The organism is Curtobacterium sp. AB7, assembly GCF_044909335.1.
Taxonomy (GTDB): Bacteria; Actinomycetota; Actinomycetes; order Actinomycetales; family Microbacteriaceae; genus Curtobacterium.
The window spans coordinates 822,136-846,614 of the sequence record NZ_JBIYED010000001.1 but is presented as its reverse complement, the minus strand read 5'-3'; the positions used below and the strand labels follow the sequence as shown (position 1 = coordinate 846,614).

Genomic DNA, 24,479 nt, shown 5'->3' with positions numbered 1-24,479 from the left:
GTCGTGCGGGCGGAGCGAGTGCGAGGAGCGGGGGTGCGGGGCGTGGGTGCGGGGGTGCGGGGCGTGGGGGCGTCAGGCGTCGTCGTCGGAGTCGTCGTCCGGTTTCGGCTTCCGGGCTTCGAGTGCCGTCGCGACGATGCGTGGCGCCTCGGACATGAAGCGTCGGACGTCCGTGTCGACGATGATGTCCTGTGGCCGCAGGGGCCGGGTCAGGTACAGCCCCTCGAGCGAGGTCAGGCGTGACAGCGCGACGTAGGTCTGTCCGGCGCTGAAGACCCGGTTGCCCAGGTCGACCACCGCGCGGTCGTAGGTGCTGCCCTGGGACTTGTGGATCGTCACCGCCCAGGCGAGCCGCAACGGGAACTGCTGGAACTCACCGACGGTGTCCTTCTTGAGTTCCTTCTTGTCGGCGTCGTAGGAGTACTTGAACTTCTCCCACACCGACGGCTGGACCTCGAACGATTCTCCGTCGACGTCGACCCACACCGTGTCACGGATCGCCGTAACGATGCCGAGCGTCCCGTTCACCCACCGCTGGTCGGCGTCGTTGCGCAGGAACATCACGTGCGCGCCCGGCTTGAGCTCGAGGGCTTCGTCGGCCGGGAAGTTCCGCCCGCCGAAGTCGCCGTTGACGTCGGCCTTCGCGGTCTTCACCTTGCCGGGCAACCGCTCGAGCGCCGCCTTGTTGATGCGTGCGACGGTGTCGTTCCGGGTGGCGAGGGTGATGGCGTCGTCGGGTGAGGGTCGGGCGCCCGCGGTGTTCAGCTGGTCCGCGATCTCGGCCGTGACCCGGCCGTGCCGCACCGCCGTGAGCATGGCGGCGAAGGCGTCGTCGCGCTGGCGGTGCACGGTGGCGAGCTCGATGATGTTCAGCTTCGCCTCGAGCCACACCTTGGCGTCGAAGAACCACATCGACCGGTAGTGGTCGGTGAAGTAGGCGCGTTCGTCGGCACCACCCGGGACCGGCGGCAACTGGTAGGGGTCGCCGAACATGACCACCTGGACACCGCCGAACGCCTCGAACTGCCGCCCGCGGGCCTTGCGGAGCGAGCGGTCCATCCCGTCGAGCAGGTCGGCGTTCACCATCGAGACCTCGTCGATCACCAGGGTGTCGATGGTGTTCAGGAGCTTGCGGGTGTCCGGCCCCTGGCGCAGCTCGGCGTCGGCGATGAGCCCGATCGGCAGGCGGAACAGCGAGTGGATCGTCTGACCACCGACGTTCAGGGCCGCGACCCCGGTCGGTGCGCAGATCACGACCTGCTTCTCGGTGTTCCACGACAGGTGGTTGAGCAGGGTCGACTTGCCCGTGCCGGCACGACCGGTGATGAAGACGTGGTCACGGGTGTGCTCGATGTACTCGAAGACGGCCCGCTGCTCGTCGCTGAGCTCGACGCTCATCGTGCGTCCTGCTCGAGGGTGCGCCCGTCCGCTCCGAGCGTGCGAGCCGGCGATCCGGCACGCCGCAGCTGCACGAGCACCACCACGACGACCGCCAGCAGGAGCAGCACCCCGGCGGCCACGAGCACGAGCCCACCACGGGCCTGGTCGACGAGCGGATCGGGGCCCCACGTCCGCCCCATCGCCCCGAACCACGACGCCTGCAGCAGTCCGAGCGGCCCGCGCATCGCGACGCCGAGCGACACCGCTCCGGCGGCGACGACCGCGGCCCCGACGATCCGGACGACCGCCGCACCGCGGGTCGGGTGATGCTGGCCCGCTGCGATCGGTGTGAAGAGCGTCGGCATCGCCAGGAGCCCGACGAGCAGGAAGCCCACGTCGATGACCGTGCGCCCCGTGGAGTCGCTCACCGACCACCGGACGGCGTCGGTGGCGAAGTACGCCCACCACACCGCCGCGGCGAGCAGGAACGCGGGGAAGGGCTGCACGAGGTAGCGGACCGCAGCGTTGTCGACCAGCACACCGGTCCACTCGCGCACCCCGGTGCTGTCGTCGTCGCGCGGGTGGACCGCGGCCCGGATGAGCACGACCGGAGCCGCCGCCCACACCAGCGCCGGCACCACCAGGCCGAGCAGCACGTGCGCGCCGACGTTCGCCGACACCAGGAACCGGTCGTACTGGTGCAGCGAACCGGACGTCGCGACGACGAGCGAGACGATCGCCAGGGCCGCCGCCACCGAACGGTGCACCGGCCAGCGGACCCCGGCGCGGCGCAGGCGCACGACACCGGCGGCGTACGTCGCGGCGAGCAGCACGGCGGCCATCAGCCAGAACAGGTCGATGTTCCACTGCGTCAGCCAGCCCCAGGCCCCGGGCGCGTGCGGCAGCAGGTCGTCGGTGAGCAGCTCAGCAGGGCTCGGGTCGGTCGTCTTGCTCAGCGCGATCTGGTCGACCGGAGTGGCCGTGCGTCCGAGCGCCGCGGCGAAGCCCGATGCGACGCCCATCACGGCGAGCTCGACCACGATCAGGGTCCAGAACGGGCGGTGCCGTGCCGGCGCCTCGGTCAGGGAGCGGATCGCGCGCCGACGCTGCACGGCACCGAGGACCCCGATCGCCACGATGGCGCCGATCTTGACCAGCACGAGGGTGCCGTACGGCGTGAACAGGTTCGACAGGGCACCCACGCGGATCTGTGCCGAGGCGACACCCGACACCGCCACGAGCACGAAGCACCCGAGCGCGATGCTCGAGTACCGCGCGACGACCACGGCCAGGCGATCACCGGGCAGCACGCCGCGCAGGAGCACGAGCATGGTCAGGCCACCGACCCAGAGCGCGGCGCCGACCAGGTGCAGCCCGAGGGCGGTCACGGCGGCGTCGTGGCTCGCGGTGCCCGCGGCGTGGCCCTGCTGTGCGAGCGGGACGAGGCCGATCATCGAGATGCCGGCGGTCAGGGCGACCATGCCCCGGGAGCGGACGGCGAAGCAGAGCACCGTGACGGCGGCGGCGACGAGCACCGTCACGAGCCAGGCGAGCCCGAGGTCCGTGCCGGTGAGGAACACGCCCATCGACTGGCCGAACTGCTCGTCGATGCTGATCTTCGAACCGGCGACGCTCAGGAACGTGAAGAAGGTGGTGACCGCGGACGACACCGTCCAGAGCCCGCTGGCGGCAGCCGCGACGTCGATGGCACGGTTCCACTCCGGACCGGAGCGCGAGAGTCCGACGGTGGCCAGCGCGAGACCGCCGATCGTCGCAGCGGCGGACAGGTCCACGACCAACCGGGAGATCGGCAGACCGAAGCGGACCAGGGCACCGGGGTCGGCGATCAGCGCTGCGTTCGCACCACCACCGATGACGAGTGCCGTGAGCAGCGCCACGAACCCGACGAGCAGGAGCACGGCGGGACCGGCGATGCGCGCGATCCGATTCACCCGTCAAGCCTAGGCGGTGCCCACCCGGCCACCGAACCGGCCGGGCCGACCTGTGGGAACCGGCACGGGCCTCCCGGTCGACGCGGCAGGACGAACGCGACCCGACGCGACCCGAGCCGGCCCGACGAACGCGCCCCGGGAACGACGAAAGGGACGGCCGAAGCCGTCCCTCCCGATGCGCGGAACAGTCTTACTTGACCGCAGCCTTGAGCTTCGAGCCGGCGCTGACCTTGACCGAGTCGCTCGCGGCGATCTCGATGGCCTCACCCGTCTGCGGGTTGCGGCCGGTGCGGGCGGCGCGGTGCGTCTTCTCGAAGGCGATCCAACCGGGGATCGTGACCTTCGTGCCGTCCGCGACGGACGACGAGACGACGCTGAAGAGCGCGTCGACGACGCCGTTGACGGTGGCCTGGCTCTGGCCGGACTCGGCGGCGACGGCAGCGACGAGCTCGGTGCGGTTCAGTGACTTGTCAGCCATGGATGTCCTCCTCGGACTTCTTGCAGTATCGGTCGGACGCACGTGTCGTCCGGCGCCCGGAGCGGTTGCCCCGTGCCACGGTGCCAGTGGGCCGAGGGCCCGGCGGAACCGGAGTTGAACCTACCAGCCACCGGGGGTGAAAACCGCCGACTCGCCCGGATTTCCGGGGTTGTCGGGGCTTCGAGGGGGTGCTGGAGGGGCAGATGTGACCACTGAGGCGCCCTTGTACCCCGGACACAGCGAACGCCCCGCCACCAGGAGGTGACGGGGCGTCGGGTACTGCGAGTGCTTACCAGGAGCTCTTCGTGATGCCGGGGAGCTCTCCACGGTGGGCCATGTCCCGGAAGCGGACACGGCTGATGCCGAACTCGCCCAGGTGGCCACGGGGGCGGCCGTCGATCGCGTCGCGGTTGCGGTAGCGGATCGGGGATGCGTCGCGGGGCAGCTTCTGCAGGCCCACGCGAGCGGCCTCACGCGACTCGTCGGAGCCGTTCGGGTCCACGAGGGCCTTCTTCAGCTCGAGACGACGCTCGGCGTAGCGCGCGATGATGACGGCACGCTGGTTGTTCTTCGCGATCTTGCTCTTCTTCGCCATGCTTAGCGCTCCTCACGGAAGTCGACGTGCTTGCGGATCACCGGGTCGTACTTCTTCAGCACGAGACGGTCGGGGTTGTTCCGACGGTTCTTCTTGGTCACGTACGTGAACCCGGTGCCCGCCGTCGAGCGGAGCTTGATGATCGGACGGATGTCCTGACCCTTTTTCGCCATCAGATCTTCTCCCCACGGGCGAGGACGTCCTTGACGACGGACTCGATGCCCCGTGCGTCGATGACCTTGATGCCCTTAGCGCTGACGTTGAGCGTCACGTTGCGACGCAGCGACGGCACGTAGTACGTCTTCTTCTGCACGTTCGGGTCGAAGCGGCGCTTCGTCCGGCGGTGCGAGTGCGAGATGTTGTGACCGAAGCCGGGAACGGCGCCGGTCACCTGGCACACTGCTGCCATGGTTTCCTCCTGAGGTACCGTGCGACCGGACGGCCGCACCCAAGTTCACTTGCCTGGTGCGCACGCGCAGGACCACCGGAGTGGCGCATGCGAGGGGGTTGTGCACACCGCCCAGGCCCGCAGCCCCTGTCGAAGGGGGAACGGACACCACGCGACCGCGGCGTTCGCGACGGTCGGAGGGCTTGGAACAACGGGTCCACCACGCGGACGTGGAGGACCAAGGGAAGAGCTTACGCGAGCTCCGGGCGTGTCGCAAGCGCGCGCACCATGAGCTCGCCGAGTTCGAGCGGCGCCGTGAACATCGGCCAGTGTCCGGTCTCGAGTCCGACGATGCTGAGCTCCTCGGTCGCGACGAGTTCCTCGGCCCAGGCCTGGTGGTCGGCCACCATCGTCGCGAGCTCGGTCGCCGGGATCTCGCAGGTGATCACCGTCGCGGGGATCGTGTGCCGGGCGGCGTCGGCGTAGTGGAACCGGTCGGACGGCACGGCTGCCGGCTCCGGGATCGCCCGGTGCTCGAAGGACTCCCGCAACGCCGGCGACATCCCGCGCACCGTGGCCGGCTCCCAGACGTCCCACGACGGCAACGGCACCACACCGTCGACCACGGGCAGCTCGTCGTTCACGCAGCCGCCGGCGGGACCGGGGAACGTGTCGACGTAGAGCAGGTGCGCGACGAGCGAGGGCCGCTGGTCGGCAGCCATGTACGCGATCGGCCCGGCGCCGGAGTGACCGGCGAGCACGACGGGCTCGTCCGGGCTGGCGACGTCGTCCAGGCGCTCCACGAGCGCCGCGACCTGCTCGTCGAGCGTGTCGCCGTCGCGGGTGATCGCCTCGACGGTGTGACCCGCCTGCAGCAGCACCGGGGCGACGTCGTCCCACGCGCTCGCATCGAGCCAGAACCCGGGGACCAGGATGACGTGCATTGCCCGGACGCTACTCGCCGGCGGCGTCGCCGGGCCGCGGTCCCGCTGCGGCGGCAGATGCCGTGCACACCGCGCACTCGCCGAAGATGTCGACGACGTGGCTGGCGTTCGTGAACCCGTTCGCGGCGGCGACGTCCTGCGCCCACTGTTCGACGGGGTCGGCCTCGATCTCGACGGTGCGGCCGCAGTTCCGGCAGATCAGGTGGTGGTGGTGGGCGTCCGTCGTGCAGGCCCGGTACAGCGATTCGCCGTCCTGCTGCAACGAGTCGGCGTCACCCTCGGTCGCCAGGTCGGCGAGCGCCCGGTAGACGGTGGCGAGGCCGATCGTCGAGCCCTCGTCCCGCAGGTGCTGGTGCAGCGCCTGCGCGCTGACGAACCCCTCGGTGGAGTCGAGGGCACCACGCACCGCTTCGCGCTGCCACGTGTTCCGCTTGACCTTCTGCACGGCGTTCATGCTGGTGCACCCACCTTCGTTTCGGCTGACGTTCCGGCTCCGGCTCCGTCTGTTCCGGTTCCGTTCGTTCCGGACAGGAGGCCCGGTGCGCCCCCGCCACGCTGGTCGCGGCGGACGACCCGGTCGCGTCCACGGCGGTCGCGCCTGGCCCCGACGATCCGGCAGACCACCCAGATCGCGAACGAGATGGTCGTCACGTAGGGGCTGATCGGCAGTCCGCCGCCGAGTGCCAGCAGGATGCCGCCGACGACCGACACCACGGCGAACACCGTGGACAGCACCGGCACCACGACCGGGTGCGAGCTGAGTCGCAGTGCCGCAGCGGCCGGGGTGACGAGCAGCGACAGCACGAGCAGGGCGCCGACGATCTGCACCGACACCGCGGTGGCCAGGCCGAGGACGAGCATGAACACGATCGCGAGCGTCCGCACCGGGATGCCGGCGGCCGCGGCCACGTCGGGGTCGACCGACGCGAACATGAGCGGCCGCCAGATGACGAGCAGGGTGGCCACGACGATGGCGGCGATGACGATGAGGAACGTCAGCTGCGGGTTGTCCACCGACACGATCTGGCCGGTGAGCAGCCCGAACTTGTTGGCCGCACGCCCCTTGTAGAGCGCCAGGCACAGGATGCCGAGCCCGAGACCGAACGGCATGAGCACGGCGATGATCGAGTTGCGGTCACGAGCGCGCGACCCGAGCACCCCGATGAGCAGCGCCGCGATCACCGACCCGACGAGCGAGCCCGTGACGACGTTGACGCCGAGCAGCAGGGACGCGCTCGCGCCGGCGAAGGACAGCTCCGAGATGCCGTGCACCGCGAAGGGCATGTTCCGGGCCACGACGAACGGGCCGATGAGCCCGCCGACGATGCCGAGCACCGCGCCGGCCCAGATCGAGTTCTGCACCAGGGTCACGAGCTCGCCGTAGTCCTGGAACGAGAAGACCGTCGACAGGACGTCCATCAGATCCGCCCTTCGTCCGACGCCGGGGCGTGCGGGTCGACCTCGCCGTGGTGGTGGTCGTGCGCGTCGTTCGCGCCGACGATGACGATGCGGCCCATCGTGCGGACGACGTCGACGGGGGTGCCGTACAGGTCGCTCAGGACGTCGGCGCGCAGGACGTCGTCCGGGGATCCGATCCGGAACCGGCCGCCGGCGATGTACAGGACCCGGTCGACGACGTCGAGGATCGGGTTCACGTCGTGCGTCACGAAGAGCACGGCCGCATCGTGCTGCCGACGCTGCCGGTCGATGAGCTCGGTGACGCCGCGCTGGTGCCGCAGGTCGAGTGAGATGAGGGGTTCGTCGCACAGCAGCAGTGCTGGGTCGGCGGCGATGGCCTGACCGACGCGGGTGCGCTGCTGCTCGCCGCCGGACAACTCGGCCACCGGGGCGTCCGCGAACGCGGTGGCGCCGACCTCGTCGAGGATGCGGTCGATGCGGGCGCGGTCGGCCTTCGACGTCGGCAGGACGCCCCACCGGTGCCCCGTCACACCCTGCGCGATCATGTCCCGCGCGCGCAGCGGGGTACCGGCCTCCATGAGCCGCTGCTGCGGGATGTAGCCGATCTTGCGGTGCCCACGACGGACGGGCTGATCGAGGAACGACATCGTGCCGCTCGTCAGGCGCTGCTGCCCGAGCACCGTGCGCAGGAGCGAGGTCTTGCCGGCGCCGTTCGGGCCGAGGACCGCGACGAACTCCCCCGGCGCGATGTCCAGGTCCAGGTGTCCCCAGAGCTTCCGTTCGCCGAAGGACAGCCCGGCGTCGCGCAGGGCCAGGACCGGACGGGCCGCAGCCCGGTCGTCCACCGAGGTGGTCGCCGGGCTGTCGGTCGTCGCTGCTGCGGTCGAGGTCGTCACTTCTGGAGCGCCGCCTGCACCGCGTCGATGTTCGCCTGCTGCCACGAGACGTAATCCTGCCCCTTGGGGAGCGTCTCCGTGACACCGACCACCGGGACGTCGTTCTGGTCGGCGGCCTTCTTGACCTGTTCGGTCTCGGCGCTCGAGGTCTGGTCGTTGTAGGCGAGCAGCTCCACGCGCTTGCCGCTGAACAGCGCGAGGGTGTCCTTGAGGGCTGCCGGCGGGACGTCGTCGCCCTCCTCGATCGCCTCGGAGAACGCCTCGGGGGTGACGTTGTCGAGACCGATCGCGTCGAAGAGGTAGCCCGGCACCGGCTCGGTGTACGCCACCTTCTCACCGTCGTACGACTTCTTCAGGTCGGCGGTCCGGGATTCGAGGTCCTCGAGCTTCGTCGTGAGCGCGTCGGCGTTCTTCTCGAACGTGGCCTCGTCGCCCGCATCGAGCGCGGACAGGCGCTTCGTGACGTCGTCGACGAGCTTCACCATCGTCGGGTAGCTGTAGAACACGTGCTCGTTGAACTCGGCGTCGCCACCCTTGTCCAAGCCGGACAGCTGCACGACGTTGATGGTGTCGGCCTTGGTGTCCGAGGCGTCGGCGAGCGTGGTCATGAAGTCGTCGTACCCGCCGCCGTTCTCGATGAGCAGATCGGCCTTCGACACCGCGAGCTGGGTGCGGGCGCTCGACTCGAACGAGTGCGGGTCCTGCGAGGGGTCGTTCAGGATGCTCGTGACCGACACCTGGTCGCCACCGATCGACTCGACGATCGAGCCGTAGACGTTGGTCGAGGCGACGACGGCGATCTTCCCGTCGCTGCTGGCGTTGCCCGAGGCCGAGGAGGTCGCGCAGCCCGTCAGGGCGAGCGCGGCGGCGCCGGCGACGAGCGGGAGGGCGAGGAGGCGGTTGTGCATGCTCCGACGGTAGCGCTTGCTGATAACGATTGTCAAAACCGGTATCGGCGCTCTGGTGGTGACGACAGACGGACAGGAGGCGCGGTGCCAGCTGGCACCGCGCCTCCTGTCCGTCACGTGGTGACGTCTACGGCTTGGTGGCCGCGTCGATCGTGTTCTCGGCGATCGTGTCCTCTTCACGCCCGGGCGTGCGGAGGTTCCACTTCTTGATGACGAAACTGAACAGGAAGTAGTAGACGACGGCGTAGCCGAGGCCGATCGGGATGAGCCAGATCGCCCCGTCCGCCTTGCCGAAGTTCAGCACGAAGTCGATCGCACCGGCCGAGAAGGAGAACCCGTCGCGGATCCCGAGTGCGTTGACCAGCGCCAGCGACGAACCGGTGAGCACCGCGTGGATGACGTACAGCGGGAACGCCACGAACATGAACGAGTACTCGAGCGGCTCAGTGATGCCGGTCACGAACGAGGTGAGGGCGGCGGAGAGCATGATGCCACCGACGAGCTTGCGGTTCTGCGGCTTGGCGTTGCGCCAGATCGCGAGGGCACCGGCGGGCAGCGCGAACATCATGATCGGGAAGAACCCGGTCTGGAAGATGCCAGCGGTCGGGTCACCCGCCAGGAAGCGCTGGATGTCACCGTGGTAGGTGACGCCACCGGTCGAGAAGCTGCCGAGCTGGAACCACGGGAAGAAGTTGAGCAGCTGGTGCAGGCCGATCGGGATGAGCATGCGGTTGACGAACCCGAAGACGCCGCCACCGATCACCGCGTTGTCGGCGACGGCCTGGCCGGCGGCCGTGAGCGCGATGTCGAAGTAGCGGTAGACGAACGACATGAGCACGGCGATGATGAGCGCGGCTGCAGCAGTCAGGATCGGGACGAGGCGCCGGCCGGAGAAGAACCCGAGGAAGTCGGGCATCTTCGTCCGGTGGAACTTCTCCCACAGCACGGCGGACACGAGGCCCATCACGATGCCGCCGAGGACACCGAAGTTGATGGTGGCCTGGTCGCCGTTGGCGTCCTTCACCCCGGCGAGGACGATCGGCGACATCGCCGCGAACACCTGGTACATGACCATGTAGCCGACGACGGCCGCGAGCGCGGTCGTGCCGTCCGACTTCTTCGCCCAGCCGATCGCGATGCCGACCGCGAAGAGCAGCGGCAGCCAGGTGAACACACCGTTGCCCGCGGCGGCGATGATCGTCGCGCCCTGCTCGAAGCCGGGGATGGCGCCGAGCATGTCGGACTGACCGAGGCGCAGCAGGATGCCCGCGGCGGGCATGACCGCGATCGGCAGGAGCAGGCTCCGCCCGAGGCGCTGCGCTTGCGCGAACAGCCGGGACTGCTTCTTCGGCTTCTTCTTCTCCGGCACGTCCGTGGCAGTGGTGGCGCTCATCGGAGGTCCTCTCGTCATTGGGTGGAGCTGTCGGGGTGAGTTGAGTCGTGCAGCCAGCGCAGGTAACCTCGGCGGTGTCGCCAGGTCCGGTCCTGTCCGGTCATGACCAGTTCCGTAGTCTGAACCGAGACCGGTCCCGTGTCAACCTGTTGCGAGAACCCTTAACGAGGAGGAAACGATGGCCGACATCAAGGCAGCCGACATCATCGCCGCGCTCGGCGGTGCCGACAACATCGAAGAGGTCGAGGGCTGCATCACGCGCCTCCGCGTCGAGGTCGAGGACGGTGACCTCGTCGACAAGGCCGCGCTGCAGGCCGCGGGCGCTCAGGCCGTCGTCGGTGGCGGCACCGGCTGGCAGGTCATCGTCGGCACGGTCGCCGACAACCTCGCGCAGGACATCCAGGACGAACTGTGACGAGCGTCCGGACCCCGTTCGCCGGCCCGGTCGTCGCCCTCGCTGACGTACCGGATCCGGTGTTCGCCGGCCAGCTCGTCGGCGCCGGTGTGGCCGTGGACCCGACGGGCGTCGAGGGCGCGGTCACCGCGGTGGCCCCGGTCGACGGCACCATCGTGAAGCTGCACCCGCACGCGTTCGCGCTGCAGGGCTCGGCGGGCACGGACGTGCTCGTCCACGTCGGCATCGACACCGTGAAGCTCGCGGGCGAGGGCTTCGAGCTCCTCGCGGCCGAGGGCGCGACGGTCACTGCCGGCGACCCCGTCGTCCGGTTCACCCCGTCGGTGATCTCGGCCGCCGGCTACTCGCCGATCTGCCCCGTCGTGGTGCTCGGCTCCGCGCCGGACACCGTCGACCAGGGCGCGGTGGGCACCTCGGTGCTCGACGGCGACACCCTGTTCGAGGTCTGACCCGGGCCCACCCCGGTCCTTCCCCGGTTCTTCCCGCCGAAGCGACTGTGTACCGCGAACTGTTCGCGGCACACAGTCGCTCTCGCGTACCCGGGCGGAAACTCAGGCGACCGCAGGGGTCGCGGTGACCTCCATCTGCACGCGGTAGCGGTCCGAGCGGTACCAGCTGCGGGTGTGCTCCACGGGGCGCTCCCCCGCGTACGACACCCGGTCGAACTCGAGCACCGGGGCACCGGTCTTCGTGCCGAGCAGGGTCGCGACGTCGTCGGCGGCCGGGTTCGCGGCCACCGTCTGCTGTGCCCGGTCGATCGGGGTGCCGTACTCGTTCGCGATGATCGAGTACACCGACCCGGACAGGTCGTGGTCGAGCAGGCCCGGGAACGCATCGGCCACGAGCCAGGCGTCGTCGATCGACACCGGAGCGCCGTCCGCCATCCGGAGTCGCTTCACGTGGAAGGCCGACACCTCGGCGTCGAGCCGCAGGGCCGCCACGGTGTCGCTCGGCGGCACGCGCTCCTCGCGCACCAGGACGACGGTGGTCGGCACGTGGCCCATCGCCCGCATCTCCTCGGTGAACGACGCCAGGTGCAGCGTCGACTGCACGGGGCGGTGCGCCACGAAGGTGCCCTTGCCGCGCACTCGCTCGAGGTAGCCCTCGTTGACGAGCTGCCCGAGGGCTTCGCGCACGGTGATCCGCGAGACGCCGTACTCGGCGATGAGCTGGCGTTCGGACGGGATCGCGGCGCCGGGGGCCAGGCGTGCGGTGGCGAGGTCGAGCAGGATGCGCCGCAACTGCTGGTGCTTCGGTTCGGCACCCTCGGTGATGCGGCTCGTCATGCGTCCCTCGTGCTCCGTTGCTGGTCCTGGGTGGTGGTCATGCGCGGACATGACCAGTTCCCATCACAGTAGCGAGTCGACCTCGGAACGCCAACGTGCGTGACGATCCGCGAGGACCGGCGGGAGGTTCAGGCGTTGTGGACGAGCCAGGCGAACTGTTCGTCGGAGAGCAGCCGGTCGGTCCAGACCTGCCCCTCGACCCCCGCGGCGGAGGACGTCTGCACACCGGGAGCCCCTTGCCACACGAGCGACAGTCCGGCACGACGGAGCACCGCTGCGGAGGCCGGGTTGTTCGTGAGCACGCGCCCCGTGACGGGGACGTCCGGTGCGGTGTCGGCAGCCGCGCGCACGGCAGCGAGGGCGATCTCGGAGGCGAAGCCCTGCCCCCAGGCGGAGGGTGCCAACCGGTACCCGAGGTTCCAGACCCCGCCGGCAGTCATGTCCACGCCGCCGACCCCGACGAACGCGTGATCGGCAGCGGTGCGGACGGCCCACGAGCCGAGTCCGTGTCGAGCCCGACCGCCGATCTTCCGCTGCACCATGTCCACGCTCGAGCTCCGGGCGACGTGCCGTCCGCTCGGCAGGTGCTGCCACGTCCGGGCGTCGAAGAACACCGCGTGCACGTCGTCGATGTCGGCCGGCGTGAGCGGGGTGAGCAGGAGGCGATCCGTTCGGATCTCCTGCGAGGGGGTCAGGAGCTGGTGGACCATGTCCCGATCATGCCCCGCACCACCGACATCCGTGTGAACACCACGCGACGTTTGCGGAACCCGGCTGATCCGCAGACCGGAACCGTTTCACTCTGACACCCTTTTCATTGTACAGTGAAAACGTGACTGTTCTCGAAAATCGAGCAGCTGCAGAAGCAGCACTCCGTGCAGCGCTCCCGCGCGGCTCCGTGTCCCTTCGCACGAGAGCCGACGGCGACTTCAGCGCGGTCTTGCCGGACGGGACGAGGAAGGCACTGCACCTCGCCTGGGCCGGGTACGGGTACCCGAGGGACGTCGAGCGGACGCTTCGCGACGAGCGCGTGATCGATGCACGCTCGAAGGAGGACCTCGTGGTCATCGCGGCCCGAACACTGTCGGACGGGGCTCGCCAGTTGTTGCGTTCGGAGGGGCTCTCCTGGCTCGGCCTCGACGGCTCGGCAGAACTGCGACTCGGCACGGTGTGGGTCGACCGGGACGGCAGCAGGACGAACCCAGCGCTCCGACCTGCGATCGGTTGGACCCGAGGCAGGGCAGACGTCGCAGAGGCTCTCTTGGCGATCATGGCGAAGCGGGAGCCAGAGCGTCCCGGAGCAGACGACGTTCCCGAAGTGGAGGCGCTGGCGGACCTGTCCGGCCGATCGCTGGGAACCGTCGCGAACACCCTCGCCTCGTTCGACGCCAACGGCTGGACAGCCCCAGGAAGGCAGTCGCGCAGTCGGATCGTCGCAAACGCTCCGGCACTCCTCGACTCGTGGGCGGAGTGGGAGTCCACCCAGCGGCGACGGTTCGACGGGTACCACTCGATCCACCGCGAACCGCAGCGCGTCATCGACGATCTCAGCGCCGCGTTCGGCCGGTCTCTCATCCTCACCGGAGCGGCTGCGAGCGAAGAGATCCGCCCGATGCTCACGGGGAGCTGGGTGGTGACTGCGTACGTCGACACGACGGACGGGTGGCCGGGGGTGGACCTCCGTACCCGGCGCGCGAAGATGATCCCCGCCGCAGCGCCTCGGATCCGCCTCGCGCCGGCTTCCCAGGTGATCGTCAAGACGAGGGGTCCTGGACACCTCGCCTGGGTTTCCTCCCCCGCTCGCACGTACGCGGACCTGCTCGCCGGCTCAGAACGCGAGCTCGAGGCCGCGGAAGCCTTCCGAGAGCTCGCTCTCCGGCAGTTCTCGTGAACGCGTCAGCTCCACGCAGCCGGGATGCGCGCGCACTCGCGGAAGCCGGGTTCGCCGCACTCCTCAAGGCAGTGGGCCCGAACCGCGGGCGGCTCCTGCTGATCGGCGGGCTCGTGCCCGAGCACCTGGTGCACTCGGACGAACCACACCAGGGCACCAACGACGTCGACATCCTCCTCGACATCGGTCTCGTCTACGACCGAGACGGCCTCGACTTCGCGTGGCTCGAGCAGGCGCTCGAGACCGCAGGGTTCGTCACGTCGACACCCAACACGGGGTGGCGATGGTTGAAGGAGATCAGTGGTTTCCCGATCCAGGTGGAGTTCCTGGTGGACGTCCCCGACAACCTGGACCAGGAGATCGCGCTACCGGGCGCCGAGACCCTGGGGGCCAAGAACCTCCGGGGTCCGGGGCCGGCGCTCCGGGACGTCCACGACACGGTTGTCGCCGGCGAGCGCGCGACTGTGACCGGGATCGGCGGGTACCTCTCCGCCAAGGGCGCGAGTGCGTACTGGCGCCGAGCGGACAAGGACCTCTACGACTTCGCCTGGGTGCTCGTCGCCGACCTCCGCTCAGGAGAACGGCGAGCGGCCAGAGCCGTGCAGCGAGTCCTGGACCCACTGACGGAACGCGACCGAGCCGACGCACTCCTCGCGGTCTGCGACCTGTTCAGCGGGCCCGGCGCGGTCGGCGCAACGACCTACGCCCGGCTGTCGATCGCGGCGGGCGGTGTCGATGCGACGGAGAACCTCGCCCTCGACGCTGTGGTCGCCGTCGGAGCCTTCCGCGCGGAACTCGCCGCGCTGCTCGACGACCGACGCGTCGGTCCCTGAACGCACTCAGTCGAGCAGGAGCGCCGGCTCCTCGAGCACCGAGGCCACGTCGTGCACGAAGCGCGACGCCACGTCGCCGTCCACCACGCGGTGGTCGAACGAGGCACCGATGGTCGTCACCATGCGCGACCGGACCTCGCCGTCGACGACCCACGGCTTCGGCTTGATCGTGCCCATGGCGACGATCGCGACCTCGCCCGGGTTGAGGATCGGGGTCCCGGTGTCCATGCCGAACACCCCGATGTTCGTGATCGACACCGTGCCGTTCGCCATCTGCTTCGGCGTCGTCTTGCCGTCGCGGGCGGTCAGGGTCAATTCCTCGAGCGCCTGCGCCAGCTCGAGCAGCGACATGTCCTGCGCGTCCTTGATGTTCGGCACGATGAGCCCACGCGGGGTCGCCGCGGCGATGCCGAGGTTCACGAAGTGGTGGACGATGATCTCGCGGTCGGTCCAGGTCGAGTTCACCGAACGGTTCCGGCGGACGGCCCAGATGACGGCCTTCGCGACGATGAGCAGCGGCGAGACCTTGACACCGGCGAACGTCGGCGAGGCCTTGAGCCGCTTGACGAACTCCATCGTGTGGGTCGCGTCGACGTCGACGAACAGCGACACGTGCGGTGCGGTGAACGCCGAGGTGGTCATCGCGGTCGCGATGGCCTTGCGGACGCCCTTGACCGGGATCGTCTCGCTGCGCACCTCACCCCACTCGGGCGTCTCGATGTTGCGGAAGACGCTGGCCTGCTTCGCGTGCCGGATGACGTCGTCGCGGGTGACCTCGCCCGCCAGTCCGGTGGCGACGATCTCGGTCAGCTCGACCCCGAGGTCCTTCGCGAGCTTGCGGATCGGGGGCTTCGCCAGCACGTTGGTCGCGGCGCTCTGCTTGCGCCCGGACCCCGAGCCGAGCGCGCTGATCGCCTCGGCGGTGCTGTCCTCACCGGGGTCGACGGCGGCTTCCGCCGCTGCTGCGGCATCCACACTGGAGGCACGGCTCGCCTCGGCCGCCAGGGCTGCGGCCCGGCGGGCGCCCGGCTTGCGACGCGACGGCGACGAGGTCGCGGAGCCGTAGCCGACGAGGACGGCGCCGGAGGACTCGTCCGTCCCGACGACGGAAGCGCCGTCGGCGACGGGCTGCACCGGCGCTGCCGGTGCAGCCGCAGGCGCGGCAGCGACGACGGGAGCAGGGGCAGCAGCGGGTGCCGGGGCCACCGTGGGGGCGGGCGGGGTCTGCGCGACCGGAGCTGCCGGGGCGGGCGCCAGAGGCGGGGTAGGGGCGACCGCGGGCGAGGTCGGGACGCTGTCCGCGACCGGTGCCGGGCCTCCCGACTGAGCGGCCGGCGCGGCCGGAGCCGTGACGGGCGCGCCGGACGCGACCGACGCGTCGGACTCGACACGGATGATCGGCTTGCCGACCTCGACCGTGTCACCCTCGGACACGAGCAGCCCGGTGACGGTACCGGCGAACGGCGACGGCAGCTCGACGAGCGACTTCGCGGTCTCGATCTCGACCAGGACCTGGTCGACGGTGATCTCGTCCCCGATCGCGACGCGCCACTGCACGATCTCGGCCTCGGTGAGGCCTTCGCCCACGTCGGGCAGGGGGAATTCGGCGACGGCCACTGACGGCTCCTTCGGCGTTCGGACGAGTTGGGTCGGTCGATCAGGATCAGTACGCGAGGGCGCGGTCGACGGCCTCGAGGACGCGGTCGGCGTCCGGCAGGTGCAGGTGCTCCAGCTTCGAGACCGGGAACGGGACGTCGAACCCGGACACCCGCAGCGGCGGCGCCTGCATCGTGTAGAACGCCTTCTCGGCGACCGTGGCGGCGATCTCGCTGCCGACGCTGACGAAGCCGGAGGCCTCCTGCGCGATGACGAGGCGACCGGTCTTGCGGACCGAGGTGAGGATCGGTTCCCAGTCGATGGGCGAGATCGAACGGAGGTCGATGACCTCGCAGCTCGTGCCCTCGGACTCGGCGAGCTCGGCGGCCTGCATGAGGGTCGCGACCATCGCACCGTGGCCGACGAGGGTGACCTCGGTGCCGGTGCGCGCCACACGCGTGGTGTGCATCGGGACGTGCCCGTCGACGAGGTCGACCTGGCCCTTGGGCCAGTAGCGCGACTTCGGTTCGAGGAAGACGACCGGGTCCTTCGAGGCGATGGCCTCCTGGATCATCCAGTAGGCGTCGTTCGGAGTGCTCGGGCTGACCACGCGCAGACCGGGGGTGTGCGCGAAGTACGCCTCGGGGGATTCCTGGTGGTGCTCCACGGCGCCGATGTGGCCGCCGTAGGGGATGCGGATGACGACGGGCAGCGACATGTGCGCCGGCAGCCGGTTTGCCATCTTCGCGAGCTGCGAGGTGATCTGGTCGAAGCCGGGCCACACGAAGCCGTCGAACTGGATCTCGACGACCGGGCGGTAGCCGCGCAGAGCAAGGCCGATCGCGGTGCCGATGATGCCGGCCTCGGCGAGCGGGGTGTCCCGCACGCGCTCCGGGCCGAAGCGGTCCTGCAGGCCCTCGGTGATGCGGAAGACGCCGCCGAGCTGGCCGATGTCCTCGCCCATCAGCAGGACCTTGTCGTCCGCCTGCATCGCCGCGGCGAGCCCGGCGTTGAGGGCCTTCGCCATCGGCAGTGTCGGGGTGGGGTCGCTCGGGACCTCGCCGGCGCCCGGGTGGGACCGCAGCGTGTAGTCGAAGAGCTGCTCGGTGGTGCTCATGCGTGGGCGCCCCCTTCGAAGCCGGCCTCGTACTGTTCGAGCCAGGCCTTCTGCTCGGCGACCAGCGGGTGCGGCTCGCGGTAGACGTTGTCGAACATGACGTCGACGGACGGCGGGGTGAGCGCCACCGTGCGGCGGCGGACGTCGGCGGCGATGTCCTCGCCCTCTTCGTCGAACGCGGCGAACTGCGCGTCGGTCGCGCCCTTCGAGCGCAGGTACGCCTCGGAGCGGGTGATCGGGTCGCGGCGGACCCAGTCCTCGAGCTCGCCGTCGGCACGGTACCGGCTCGGGTCGTCCGAGCTCGTGTGCGCGCCGATGCGGTACGTGTCCGCCTCGATGAACGCGGGCCCCTGACCGCTGCGGGCGTGGTCGGTGGCGACGACGGACGCCGTGTACGAGGCGAGGATGTCGTTGCCGTCGACCAGCACGCTCGGGATCCCGAAGCCGCGGGGACGGTCGACGAGCGGCGTCGGCGACTGCACCGACACTGGCACCGAGATCGCCCAGTGGTTGTTCTGCAGGAAGAAGACGACGGGCGCCTTGGTCGACGCCGAGAACACGTACGCCTCGTTCACGTCGCCCTGGCTCGTCGCGCCGTCGCCGAAGTAGACGATGGAGCACGCGTCACGGTCGGGGTCGCCCGTGCCGACGTCGCCGTCGAGCTTCTGGCCGAGCGCGTAGCCGGTGGCGTGCAGGGTCTGCGAGCCGATCACCAGGGTGGAGATGTGCGTGTTGCCGCGCTGGTCCGGGTCCCATCCACCGTGGGTCTGCCCGCGGTACATCGCGATGATCTCCATCGGCTCGACACCGCGCTGCATCGTGACGGCGTGCTCGCGGTACGAGGGGAAGACGTGGTCCTGGGCGCGCAGGGCGAAGGCGGAGCCGGTCTGTGCGGCTTCCTGCCCGTGACTCGGCACCCAGAGGCCGAGCTGGCCGGTGCGCTGCAGGTTGTGGCCGGCGTGGTCGAACCGTCGGGTGAGGACCATGCGGCGGTGCATCGCCAGCAGGGTCTCGTCGGGGATCGCCCGCGCGGCGGCGGCGAACTCGGCGTTCTCGTCGGTCTCCACGAACCGACCCTCGGGGTCGAGGAGCCGGACGGTGGTCGTCGCGGGAGCCGCGGCGCGGAATGACATGCGGGCCAGCGTAGCGGCAGGCATCAGTCGGCCACCTGGAGGTCCCCCACAAGCGAGCGGGCCGTTTCGAGGAGCGTTTCCACAGCCTCGTGCTCGCCGATCGAGATGCGGATGCCCTCCGGCGGGAAGGCCCGCACGATGATGCCGGCCTCCTCGAAGGCGGCGGCCGCGGCGACCGTGCGGTCCCCCGTCGGCAGCCAGACGAAGTTGCCCTGGGCGTCCGGCACGGCCCAGCCCTGCTCGCGGAGCTCGGTGACGATGCGGTCGCGCAGCGCGGCGATCTCGGAGACCCGCTCGAGCAGTTCTCCCTCGCGTTCCAGGCTGGCCAGTGCGGCCGCCTGGCCCTGGGCCGTGACGGAGAGGGGGATCGCGCACGCGCGGACCGCCTCGAGCACGTACACCGGGCCGAGGGCGTAGCCGACGCGCAGCCCGGCGAGACCGTACGCCTTCGAGAAGGTCCGGAGGACGACCAGGTTCGGGTACCGGGCGAGCAACGGGTGCCCGTGCACGGCGGCCTCGTCGGTGGCGAACTCGGCGTATGCCTCGTCGAGCACGACCAGCACGGACTGCGGCACCGCGGCCATGAAGGTCGCGAACTCGGACTCGGTCACGATCGGACCGGTCGGGTTGTTCGGCGAGCAGACGATCACCATGCGGGTGCGGTCGGTGACGGCAGCGGCCATCGCGTCGAGGTCGTGTCCGCCGTCCGGCCGGTTCGGCACCTGCACGCTCGTGGCACCGGCGACGGTGACGACGCCGGGGTAGGCCTCGAACGACCGCCAGGCGTAGACGATCTCGTCGCCCGGGCCGGAGGTCGCACGGGCGAGCTCGTGCAGGATCGCGACGCTGCCCGGGGCGACGTGCACCTCGTCAGCGGTCAGACCGAACCGGTTCGCGAGTGCGGCACGGACGGCGAGGGCGGTGGCGTCCGGGTACCGGTTGAACGCGGTCTGCGCCTGCACGGCCTGGACCACCCCGGGGAGCGGGGGGAACGGGTTCTCGTTGCTCGACAGCTTGAAGGCGTCGTCGGCGGCCTGGCGTCCCTGCTTGTAGGCGGGGAGGACCGCGATCTCCGGCCGGATGTGGACTCGCTGCTCGCTCACCTGCACAGGCTACCCGCGGCCGTGCGGGCGGTGTTGGTGACTGCGCGGGTGTCGGAGGGCATCATGGGTGCATGCGATTCCTCGTCCGCCTCGTCGTCAACGCCGTGGCCCTCTGGCTCACCACGCTCATCGTCAGCGGCGTCTCCGTCACCGCGTTCGGCGACGGCGGGACCACGGCGACCGTGCTCACCTACCTGCTCGTGGCCTTCGTGTTCGGGCTCGTCAACGCCGTGATCGGCACGCTGATCCGGATCGTGGCGTTCCCGATCTACATCCTGACCCTCGGGCTGATCTCCTTCATCGTGAACGCGATCCTGCTGCTCATCGTCGCGGGCATCTCGGACGCGTTCGGCTTCGGGCTCGAGGTCGAGTCGTTCGGCTGGGGCATCGTGGGCGCCTTCGTGCTCGCCGTCTTCGCCTGGCTGATCGGGCTGTTCGTCCGCCCGGTGCTGAACCGCCAGCGGGCGTGACGCGGACGGACCTCGCGGAGGACCCCTCCCTGCGTCATGATGTGACCATGGCCCCGGACGTCGACGCCCCGTTCCGCGTCTCGTTCGTCTGCAGCGGCAACATCTGCCGGTCCCCCATGGCCGGCGTCGTCTTCGCGCAGATCGCGGCGGACGCCGGGCTCGCCGACCGCTTCCACGTCGAGTCGGCCGGTACCGGTGACTGGCACGTCGGCGAACCGGCCGACGAGCGCACGATCGCAGCCCTCGCGGCACGCGGATACGATGGCAGCAGGCATCGCGCCCGTCAGTTCGACCCGGACCGGTTCCCGGACCTCGATCTGGTGGTCGCACTCGACCGCTCCCACGAACGCGTCCTGCGATCGTGGGCTCCGACCATGGACGACTCCGCCAAGGTGACGCTCCTGCTGCGGTACGACGACGCCTGGCCCCAGCAGACCGACGTGCCGGACCCGTACTACGCGGACCGGCACGAGTTCGACCGAGTGCTCTCGACCGTCGAACGGGCCTGCCGGGCGCTCTTCCACCAGCTCGAGCCGGCAGTCCGTCAGGGAGCCCCATGACCCCCCTTCCCCCGCAGCCGATCAGCCCGCTCGACGGGCGCTACTACCCGATCGTGCACACGGTGGGCGAGCACCTCTCCGAGGCCGGGCTCAACCGCGCGCGCATCGTGGTCGAGGTCGAGTGGCTGGTCTTCCTGACCGACCACGCGATGTTCACCACCTCGCCGCTCAGCGTCGACGACAAGGCCGCGCTCCGGCGCATCGTGGAGACCTTCGGCCACGACCAGATCGCCGAACTCGCCGAGATCGAGGCGACGACCCGGCACGACGTCAAGGCCGTCGAGTACTTCGTGCGCCGCCGCCTGTCCGAGCTCGGACTCGACTCGATCGCCGAGCTCACCCACTTCGCCGCCACGAGCGAGGACGTCAACAACCTGTCCTACGCCCTGACCGTGCGGGACACCGTCGACCAGGTCTGGCTGCCGGCCTTCCGTGCCGTGCTCGAGAAGCTGCGGGCCCTCGCCGTCGAGCTGCGCGCCGTCCCGATGCTCTCCCACACGCACGGGCAGCCCGCGACCCCCTCGACGCTCGGCAAGGAGCTCGCGGTCGTCGTCTACCGGCTCGAGCGCGTCCTGGCCCAGATCGAGGGCGGCGAGTACCTCGGCAAGTTCTCCGGTGCGACCGGCACCTTCTCCGCCCACCTCGCCGCCGACCCCGAGGCCGACTGGCCGACGCTGTCGCGCGAGTTCGTCGAGGGCCTCGGGCTCACCTGGAACCCGCTCACCACGCAGATCGAGTCGCACGACTGGCAGGCTGAGCTGTACGACCGGATCCGGCACGCCAACCGCATCCTGCACAACCTGGCGACCGACGTGTGGACCTACATCTCGATGGGGTACTTCACGCAGATCCCGGTCGCCGGTGCCACCGGGTCGTCGACGATGCCGCACAAGATCAACCCGATCAAGTTCGAGAACGCCGAGGCGAACCTCGAGATCTCGTCGGCGCTGTTCTCCACCCTGTCCGAGACCCTGGTGACGAGCCGTCTGCAGCGCGACCTGACCGACTCCACCACGCAGCGGAACATCGGCGTCGCGTTCGGGCACTCGCTGCTCGCGCTCGACAACCTGCGCCGCGGCCTGGGCGAGATCGCGGTGAACGAGGTCAAGCTCGCCGACGACCTCGACCACAACTGGGAGGTCCTCGCCGAGGCGATCCAGACGGTCATCCGCGCTGAGGTCACCGCCGGGCAGTCGAACATCGAGGACCCCTACGCGATGCTCAAGGACCTCACCCGCGGCAAGCGCGTGACCCAGCAGGACCTCATCGTGTTCGTGAACGGCCTGGACATCTCGGACGGCGCGAAGGCACGGCTGACGAACCTGACGCCGGCGACGTACACGGGCCTGGCGGACGAGCTGGTCGACCACCTCGACGTCTGACGTCGGACGTCGGACGTCGGACGTCCAACGTCCGACGTCCGACGTTCGACGTTCCCGGACATCCGCGTGACGGGCGACGGTTCCTCACGTAAGCTCGCGTCGGATGCTGGGGGGACCGCGACGTCGCGGAGCACGGAACCGGGTCCGCGCTGCACCCCGCTCGGGTGTCCGAACCGGAAGAACCCATCCATGCGTCGTACCACCCTCGCCACCGCCGTCGCGGTGACCGCGCTCGCAACCGCGCTCGTCGCCCTCCCGGGCGTCGCCACGGCCGAGAACGCGCCGAGCCCGACCCCCACAGCGTCCCAGCAGTCCATCACGGGCACCGCGGGCGAGGGCACCGCTGCGAAGGCCTCGCCCGAGAGCCGTGCCGCGACGCCGGCCGGCACCGAGTGGGTCGCCGCGGACGACCTCACGACCTGGACGAGCGGCGCCTTCCCGGCGACCTGGTTCACCACGGGCGGCACGCCGACGTTCGGCGCGAGCGGCGCGACGCTGCCGACCGGCACGCTCCTCGCACACGCCACGACCGGCAGCGCCGCGACCGACCTCACCGACGTCCGCAGCACGGTGAAGGCATCGCGGGAGGGCCTCGGCCTCGGCACCGCCGACCTCATCGCGTCGGGTGACGCCCGCTACGCACTGGTGATCGACACCGCTGGTTCGACCGACAACGCCCCGGGCGACGGCGTCGTCCTGACCACCTCGGCCACCGGACCCACCGCCGTCGACGGCACCTGGACGGCCACGCTGCCGGTCGGCACCATCGCCGCTGGCACCGCGGCGACCCTCGCTGCCTTCCAGGCCCAGTTCGCGGCGACCACCCCGGACGCCACCATCAACGCGTACGGCGCGGTGACGCTCACCGGGACCGGCACGGTCACGGGGATCTCCCGGAACCAGGACAACACCTACTTCACCCCCGAGCCGACCGGCACGATCCGGGTGCAGACGCCGACCACGCAGTCGTCGCTCCGCGACCCGGGTGTGCAGGTCACCGCGACCGGCTTCCTGCCGGGTGAGAAGGTGCTGCCCGCGATCCTGCTGCCGGACCTCGAGTACGTCGGTGCGGACCAGGTCTTCACCGCCGACGCGGACGGCAACGTCACCGGGACCGCCACGTTCAGCGCCGACATCCCGGCCGGCGACGTCGCCCTCATCCTGAGCGGGGACGACAGCGGCATCCTGGTCAGCTTCGCCGTGACGATCGTGGCCGACCCGACGACGCCGGGCACCGACCCCACCCCGATCGACGACCCGGCTCCCGTCGCGGTCCCGGTCCCGGGCAACGCGGCCTTCACCGGCTGATCCGCAGCACTGACCGAACCGACGTCCTCCGCGGCGTCCGACGGCGTCCGGCGAGTTCCACGCCGGGCGCCGTCGCCACGTCCGAACCGAGGAGCCGTACCGTGCCCCGACCGTCGTCGTCCCGCTTCCGCCCCGGGGTGCTCGCCGCTGCCGTGGCGATCGCCGTCGCTGCGGTGATCGTCGTCCTGGCGATGCGCCCGTGGTCCGCTCCGGCCGCCGCGCCCACCTCGGCGCCCTCGCCGGTCGCATCGAGCACGCCGACAGCGGGCGCGACCCGGGGACCGACGCCGACGCCGACGCCGACCGCGAGCCGCGGCCCGGTGGACGCGGTGCACGCCCCGGCGACGTCGACGGTCGCTGCGGTCCGTGGCGCGTCGATCGCGGTGCACACCGCCCCGGGCGGCGCGGTCACGACCACCCTGCCGAACCCCCAGGCCTCCGGCGCCCCGCTCGTGTTCCTCGTGGTGGCGCAGCAGGACGGGTGGGTGCAGGTGCAGCTCGCGCAGCGTCCGAACGGCAGCACCGGCTGGGTGGAGAAGACGTCCGTCGACCTGTCCGCCGACCCGTACGCGATCGTGGTGACGACGTCGACCAACACCCTCGAGCTCTACAAGGCCGGCAAGGTCGTCGACAGCTACCCCGTCGCGACGGGTACCGGTGGGACGCCGACGCCGACGGGCCGCTTCGCGCTGACCGAGCTGTTGGCGCCGACGAACGCCGGGTACGGCCCGTACGCCTACGGTACGACCGCGTTCTCGGACGTGCTGAACTCCTTCGGTGGCGGCCCGGGACAGATCGGGCTGCACGGCACCGACGACACCTCGAGCATCGGTACCGCCGCCTCGCACGGCTGCGTCCGCATGCACAACGCCGACATCACCGCGCTCGCGGGGCTCCTGCCGCTCGGCACCCCGATCCAGGTGCGCTGACGCCCCTGGCGCCCACTGAGTGAGCAGAACAAATCGAGTCGCGGCGCGGGACCCGACCGCTTCTGCTCACGAAGCGGGTCTGCCGCAGCGCCCACGCGGCCGG

At 70.4% G+C, this 24,479-nt stretch carries 27 protein-coding genes; 9 read left to right on the top strand and 18 right to left on the bottom strand.

Features of this window, described 5'->3' with window-relative positions; all coding sequences use genetic code 11:
• Nucleotides 1–72: 72 nt before the first annotated feature.
• The 12 genes from ABH929_RS04290 to ABH929_RS04235 all read right to left on the bottom strand — a co-directional run bounded on the left by ABH929_RS04290 (nucleotide 73) and on the right by ABH929_RS04235 (nucleotide 10,353).
• Nucleotides 73–1,398: an ATP-dependent RecD-like DNA helicase gene (locus tag ABH929_RS04290; RefSeq protein ID WP_194648368.1), complete on the bottom strand. Its 1,326-nt coding sequence runs from the start codon at nucleotides 1,396–1,398 to the stop codon at nucleotides 73–75.
• Nucleotides 1,395–3,332: a bifunctional copper resistance protein CopD/cytochrome c oxidase assembly protein gene (locus tag ABH929_RS04285; RefSeq protein ID WP_263055400.1), complete on the bottom strand. Its 1,938-nt coding sequence runs from the start codon at nucleotides 3,330–3,332 to the stop codon at nucleotides 1,395–1,397. Before ABH929_RS04285 ends, ABH929_RS04290 begins: the two co-directional genes overlap by 4 nt.
• Nucleotides 3,333–3,522: 190 nt before the next feature.
• Complete coding sequence (locus ABH929_RS04280) at nucleotides 3,523–3,810, bottom strand: HU family DNA-binding protein (RefSeq protein ID WP_111085379.1); 288 nt, start codon at nucleotides 3,808–3,810, stop codon at nucleotides 3,523–3,525.
• A gap of 289 nt (nucleotides 3,811–4,099) precedes the next feature.
• A complete protein-coding gene (gene rpsN, locus ABH929_RS04275; RefSeq protein WP_111085378.1) occupies nucleotides 4,100–4,405 on the bottom strand; it encodes a 30S ribosomal protein S14 in 306 nt (101 codons plus the stop codon).
• 2 nt (nucleotides 4,406–4,407) lie between these two features.
• Nucleotides 4,408–4,578 carry a 50S ribosomal protein L33 gene (gene rpmG / locus ABH929_RS04270; RefSeq protein ID WP_017886456.1) on the bottom strand — a complete coding sequence of 57 codons (171 nt, stop codon included), beginning with the start codon at nucleotides 4,576–4,578 and terminating at the stop codon, nucleotides 4,408–4,410.
• Nucleotides 4,578–4,814, bottom strand: a complete 237-nt coding sequence (gene rpmB, locus ABH929_RS04265) for a 50S ribosomal protein L28 (protein WP_111085377.1) — start codon at nucleotides 4,812–4,814, stop codon at nucleotides 4,578–4,580. The genes rpmG and rpmB overlap by 1 nt, the downstream gene beginning before the upstream one ends.
• A 230-nt stretch (nucleotides 4,815–5,044) precedes the next feature.
• On the bottom strand, nucleotides 5,045–5,737 hold the full coding sequence (locus ABH929_RS04260; protein ID WP_404560246.1) for an alpha/beta fold hydrolase: 693 nt from the start codon (nucleotides 5,735–5,737) through the stop codon (nucleotides 5,045–5,047).
• A gap of 10 nt (nucleotides 5,738–5,747) precedes the next feature.
• Complete coding sequence (locus ABH929_RS04255) at nucleotides 5,748–6,191, bottom strand: Fur family transcriptional regulator (protein ID WP_263055398.1); 444 nt, start codon at nucleotides 6,189–6,191, stop codon at nucleotides 5,748–5,750.
• A complete protein-coding gene (locus ABH929_RS04250) occupies nucleotides 6,188–7,156 on the bottom strand; it encodes a metal ABC transporter permease (RefSeq protein ID WP_404560245.1) in 969 nt (322 codons plus the stop codon). Before ABH929_RS04250 ends, ABH929_RS04255 begins: the two co-directional genes overlap by 4 nt.
• Nucleotides 7,156–8,001: a metal ABC transporter ATP-binding protein gene (locus ABH929_RS04245; protein WP_263092215.1), complete on the bottom strand. Its 846-nt coding sequence runs from the start codon at nucleotides 7,999–8,001 to the stop codon at nucleotides 7,156–7,158. The genes ABH929_RS04250 and ABH929_RS04245 overlap by 1 nt, the downstream gene beginning before the upstream one ends.
• 47 nt (nucleotides 8,002–8,048) lie before the next feature.
• On the bottom strand, nucleotides 8,049–8,960 hold the full coding sequence (locus ABH929_RS04240) for a metal ABC transporter solute-binding protein, Zn/Mn family (RefSeq protein ID WP_404560244.1): 912 nt from the start codon (nucleotides 8,958–8,960) through the stop codon (nucleotides 8,049–8,051).
• A gap of 127 nt (nucleotides 8,961–9,087) precedes the next feature.
• The gene (locus tag ABH929_RS04235; RefSeq protein WP_205463710.1) at nucleotides 9,088–10,353 is read right to left on the bottom strand and encodes a PTS transporter subunit EIIC; all 1,266 of its coding nucleotides are present in this window, start codon (nucleotides 10,351–10,353) and stop codon (nucleotides 9,088–9,090) included.
• Nucleotides 10,354–10,531: 178 nt separating this feature from the next.
• Between ABH929_RS04235 and ABH929_RS04230 the strand changes: the two genes are divergently transcribed.
• Together ABH929_RS04230 and ABH929_RS04225 are read left to right on the top strand one after the other, a co-directional pair.
• Nucleotides 10,532–10,768 (top strand): PTS transporter subunit EIIB, encoded by a 237-nt coding sequence (locus tag ABH929_RS04230; RefSeq protein ID WP_071253138.1) that lies wholly within the window; start codon nucleotides 10,532–10,534, stop codon nucleotides 10,766–10,768.
• Entirely contained in the window at nucleotides 10,765–11,217 is a 453-nt protein-coding gene (locus ABH929_RS04225; protein WP_404560242.1) for a PTS glucose transporter subunit IIA, read from the top strand. Before ABH929_RS04230 ends, ABH929_RS04225 begins: the two co-directional genes overlap by 4 nt.
• A 102-nt stretch (nucleotides 11,218–11,319) precedes the next feature.
• On the opposite strand, the gene ABH929_RS04220 is transcribed toward ABH929_RS04225, so the two are convergent.
• Both ABH929_RS04220 and ABH929_RS04215 read right to left on the bottom strand, forming a co-directional pair.
• Nucleotides 11,320–12,054: a GntR family transcriptional regulator gene (locus tag ABH929_RS04220; protein WP_123293453.1), complete on the bottom strand. Its 735-nt coding sequence runs from the start codon at nucleotides 12,052–12,054 to the stop codon at nucleotides 11,320–11,322.
• A 128-nt stretch (nucleotides 12,055–12,182) separates the two neighbouring features.
• Nucleotides 12,183–12,764 carry a GNAT family N-acetyltransferase gene (locus ABH929_RS04215; RefSeq protein ID WP_263055393.1) on the bottom strand — a complete coding sequence of 194 codons (582 nt, stop codon included), beginning with the start codon at nucleotides 12,762–12,764 and terminating at the stop codon, nucleotides 12,183–12,185.
• 122 nt (nucleotides 12,765–12,886) lie between these two features.
• Here ABH929_RS04215 and ABH929_RS04210 point away from each other — a divergent pair, with 122 nt between their 5' ends.
• Both ABH929_RS04210 and ABH929_RS04205 read left to right on the top strand, forming a co-directional pair.
• The gene (locus tag ABH929_RS04210; RefSeq protein ID WP_263092213.1) at nucleotides 12,887–13,945 is read left to right on the top strand and encodes a hypothetical protein; all 1,059 of its coding nucleotides are present in this window, start codon (nucleotides 12,887–12,889) and stop codon (nucleotides 13,943–13,945) included.
• Nucleotides 13,942–14,778, top strand: coding sequence for a hypothetical protein (locus ABH929_RS04205; protein WP_263055391.1), 837 nt, complete (start codon nucleotides 13,942–13,944; stop codon nucleotides 14,776–14,778). Before ABH929_RS04210 ends, ABH929_RS04205 begins: the two co-directional genes overlap by 4 nt.
• A 6-nt stretch (nucleotides 14,779–14,784) precedes the next feature.
• On the opposite strand, the gene ABH929_RS04200 is transcribed toward ABH929_RS04205, so the two are convergent.
• The 4 genes from ABH929_RS04200 to ABH929_RS04185 form a co-directional block, all read right to left on the bottom strand.
• On the bottom strand, nucleotides 14,785–16,395 hold the full coding sequence (locus ABH929_RS04200) for a dihydrolipoamide acetyltransferase family protein (RefSeq protein ID WP_404560240.1): 1,611 nt from the start codon (nucleotides 16,393–16,395) through the stop codon (nucleotides 14,785–14,787).
• A 46-nt stretch (nucleotides 16,396–16,441) separates the two neighbouring features.
• On the bottom strand, nucleotides 16,442–17,401 hold the full coding sequence (locus ABH929_RS04195) for an alpha-ketoacid dehydrogenase subunit beta (protein ID WP_123312162.1): 960 nt from the start codon (nucleotides 17,399–17,401) through the stop codon (nucleotides 16,442–16,444).
• Between the two features lie 86 nt (nucleotides 17,402–17,487).
• Nucleotides 17,488–18,624, bottom strand: a complete 1,137-nt coding sequence (locus ABH929_RS04190) for a thiamine pyrophosphate-dependent dehydrogenase E1 component subunit alpha (protein ID WP_263092073.1) — start codon at nucleotides 18,622–18,624, stop codon at nucleotides 17,488–17,490.
• Between the two features lie 23 nt (nucleotides 18,625–18,647).
• A complete protein-coding gene (locus ABH929_RS04185) occupies nucleotides 18,648–19,727 on the bottom strand; it encodes a histidinol-phosphate transaminase (protein WP_263092074.1) in 1,080 nt (359 codons plus the stop codon).
• A 71-nt stretch (nucleotides 19,728–19,798) separates the two neighbouring features.
• On the opposite strand from ABH929_RS04185, the gene ABH929_RS04180 reads away from it, so the two are divergent.
• From ABH929_RS04180 to ABH929_RS04160, 5 genes are all read left to right on the top strand, one after another.
• Nucleotides 19,799–20,197, top strand: a complete 399-nt coding sequence (locus tag ABH929_RS04180; RefSeq protein ID WP_111087052.1) for a phage holin family protein — start codon at nucleotides 19,799–19,801, stop codon at nucleotides 20,195–20,197.
• A 47-nt stretch (nucleotides 20,198–20,244) separates the two neighbouring features.
• Nucleotides 20,245–20,757, top strand: a complete 513-nt coding sequence (locus ABH929_RS04175) for a low molecular weight protein-tyrosine-phosphatase (RefSeq protein ID WP_111087056.1) — start codon at nucleotides 20,245–20,247, stop codon at nucleotides 20,755–20,757.
• A complete protein-coding gene (gene purB, locus ABH929_RS04170; RefSeq protein ID WP_404560238.1) occupies nucleotides 20,754–22,139 on the top strand; it encodes an adenylosuccinate lyase in 1,386 nt (461 codons plus the stop codon). Before ABH929_RS04175 ends, purB begins: the two co-directional genes overlap by 4 nt.
• 189 nt (nucleotides 22,140–22,328) lie before the next feature.
• Nucleotides 22,329–23,447, top strand: a complete 1,119-nt coding sequence (locus tag ABH929_RS04165; protein WP_404560237.1) for a hypothetical protein — start codon at nucleotides 22,329–22,331, stop codon at nucleotides 23,445–23,447.
• Nucleotides 23,448–23,548: 101 nt separating this feature from the next.
• Complete coding sequence (locus ABH929_RS04160) at nucleotides 23,549–24,376, top strand: L,D-transpeptidase family protein (RefSeq protein ID WP_404560236.1); 828 nt, start codon at nucleotides 23,549–23,551, stop codon at nucleotides 24,374–24,376.
• The last annotated feature ends 103 nt before the right edge of the window (nucleotides 24,377–24,479 follow it).

Excerpts from the sequence above, each read along its gene's own strand:
- ABH929_RS04290 (WP_194648368.1), bottom strand. The coding sequence starts at position 1,398 with ATGAGCGTCGAGCTCAGCGACGAGCAGCGGGCCGTCTTCGAGTACATC.
- ABH929_RS04280 (WP_111085379.1), bottom strand. The coding sequence starts at position 3,810 with ATGGCTGACAAGTCACTGAACCGCACCGAGCTCGTCGCTGCCGTCGCC.
- rpsN (WP_111085378.1), bottom strand. The coding sequence starts at position 4,405 with ATGGCGAAGAAGAGCAAGATCGCGAAGAACAACCAGCGTGCCGTCATC.
- rpmG (WP_017886456.1), bottom strand. The coding sequence starts at position 4,578 with ATGGCGAAAAAGGGTCAGGACATCCGTCCGATCATCAAGCTCCGCTCG.
- rpmB (WP_111085377.1), bottom strand. The coding sequence starts at position 4,814 with ATGGCAGCAGTGTGCCAGGTGACCGGCGCCGTTCCCGGCTTCGGTCAC.
- ABH929_RS04260 (WP_404560246.1), bottom strand. The coding sequence starts at position 5,737 with ATGCACGTCATCCTGGTCCCCGGGTTCTGGCTCGATGCGAGCGCGTGG.
- ABH929_RS04255 (WP_263055398.1), bottom strand. The coding sequence starts at position 6,191 with ATGAACGCCGTGCAGAAGGTCAAGCGGAACACGTGGCAGCGCGAAGCG.
- ABH929_RS04250 (WP_404560245.1), bottom strand. The coding sequence starts at position 7,156 with ATGGACGTCCTGTCGACGGTCTTCTCGTTCCAGGACTACGGCGAGCTC.
- ABH929_RS04240 (WP_404560244.1), bottom strand. The coding sequence starts at position 8,960 with ATGCACAACCGCCTCCTCGCCCTCCCGCTCGTCGCCGGCGCCGCCGCG.
- ABH929_RS04235 (WP_205463710.1), bottom strand. The coding sequence starts at position 10,353 with ATGAGCGCCACCACTGCCACGGACGTGCCGGAGAAGAAGAAGCCGAAG.
- ABH929_RS04230 (WP_071253138.1), top strand. The coding sequence starts at position 10,532 with ATGGCCGACATCAAGGCAGCCGACATCATCGCCGCGCTCGGCGGTGCC.
- ABH929_RS04220 (WP_123293453.1), bottom strand. The coding sequence starts at position 12,054 with ATGACGAGCCGCATCACCGAGGGTGCCGAACCGAAGCACCAGCAGTTG.
- ABH929_RS04215 (WP_263055393.1), bottom strand. The coding sequence starts at position 12,764 with ATGGTCCACCAGCTCCTGACCCCCTCGCAGGAGATCCGAACGGATCGC.
- ABH929_RS04195 (WP_123312162.1), bottom strand. The coding sequence starts at position 17,401 with ATGGCGAAGGCCCTCAACGCCGGGCTCGCCGCGGCGATGCAGGCGGAC.
- ABH929_RS04190 (WP_263092073.1), bottom strand. The coding sequence starts at position 18,624 with ATGTCATTCCGCGCCGCGGCTCCCGCGACGACCACCGTCCGGCTCCTC.
- ABH929_RS04180 (WP_111087052.1), top strand. The coding sequence starts at position 19,799 with ATGCGATTCCTCGTCCGCCTCGTCGTCAACGCCGTGGCCCTCTGGCTC.
- ABH929_RS04175 (WP_111087056.1), top strand. The coding sequence starts at position 20,245 with ATGGCCCCGGACGTCGACGCCCCGTTCCGCGTCTCGTTCGTCTGCAGC.
- purB (WP_404560238.1), top strand. The coding sequence starts at position 20,754 with ATGACCCCCCTTCCCCCGCAGCCGATCAGCCCGCTCGACGGGCGCTAC.
- ABH929_RS04165 (WP_404560237.1), top strand. The coding sequence starts at position 22,329 with ATGCGTCGTACCACCCTCGCCACCGCCGTCGCGGTGACCGCGCTCGCA.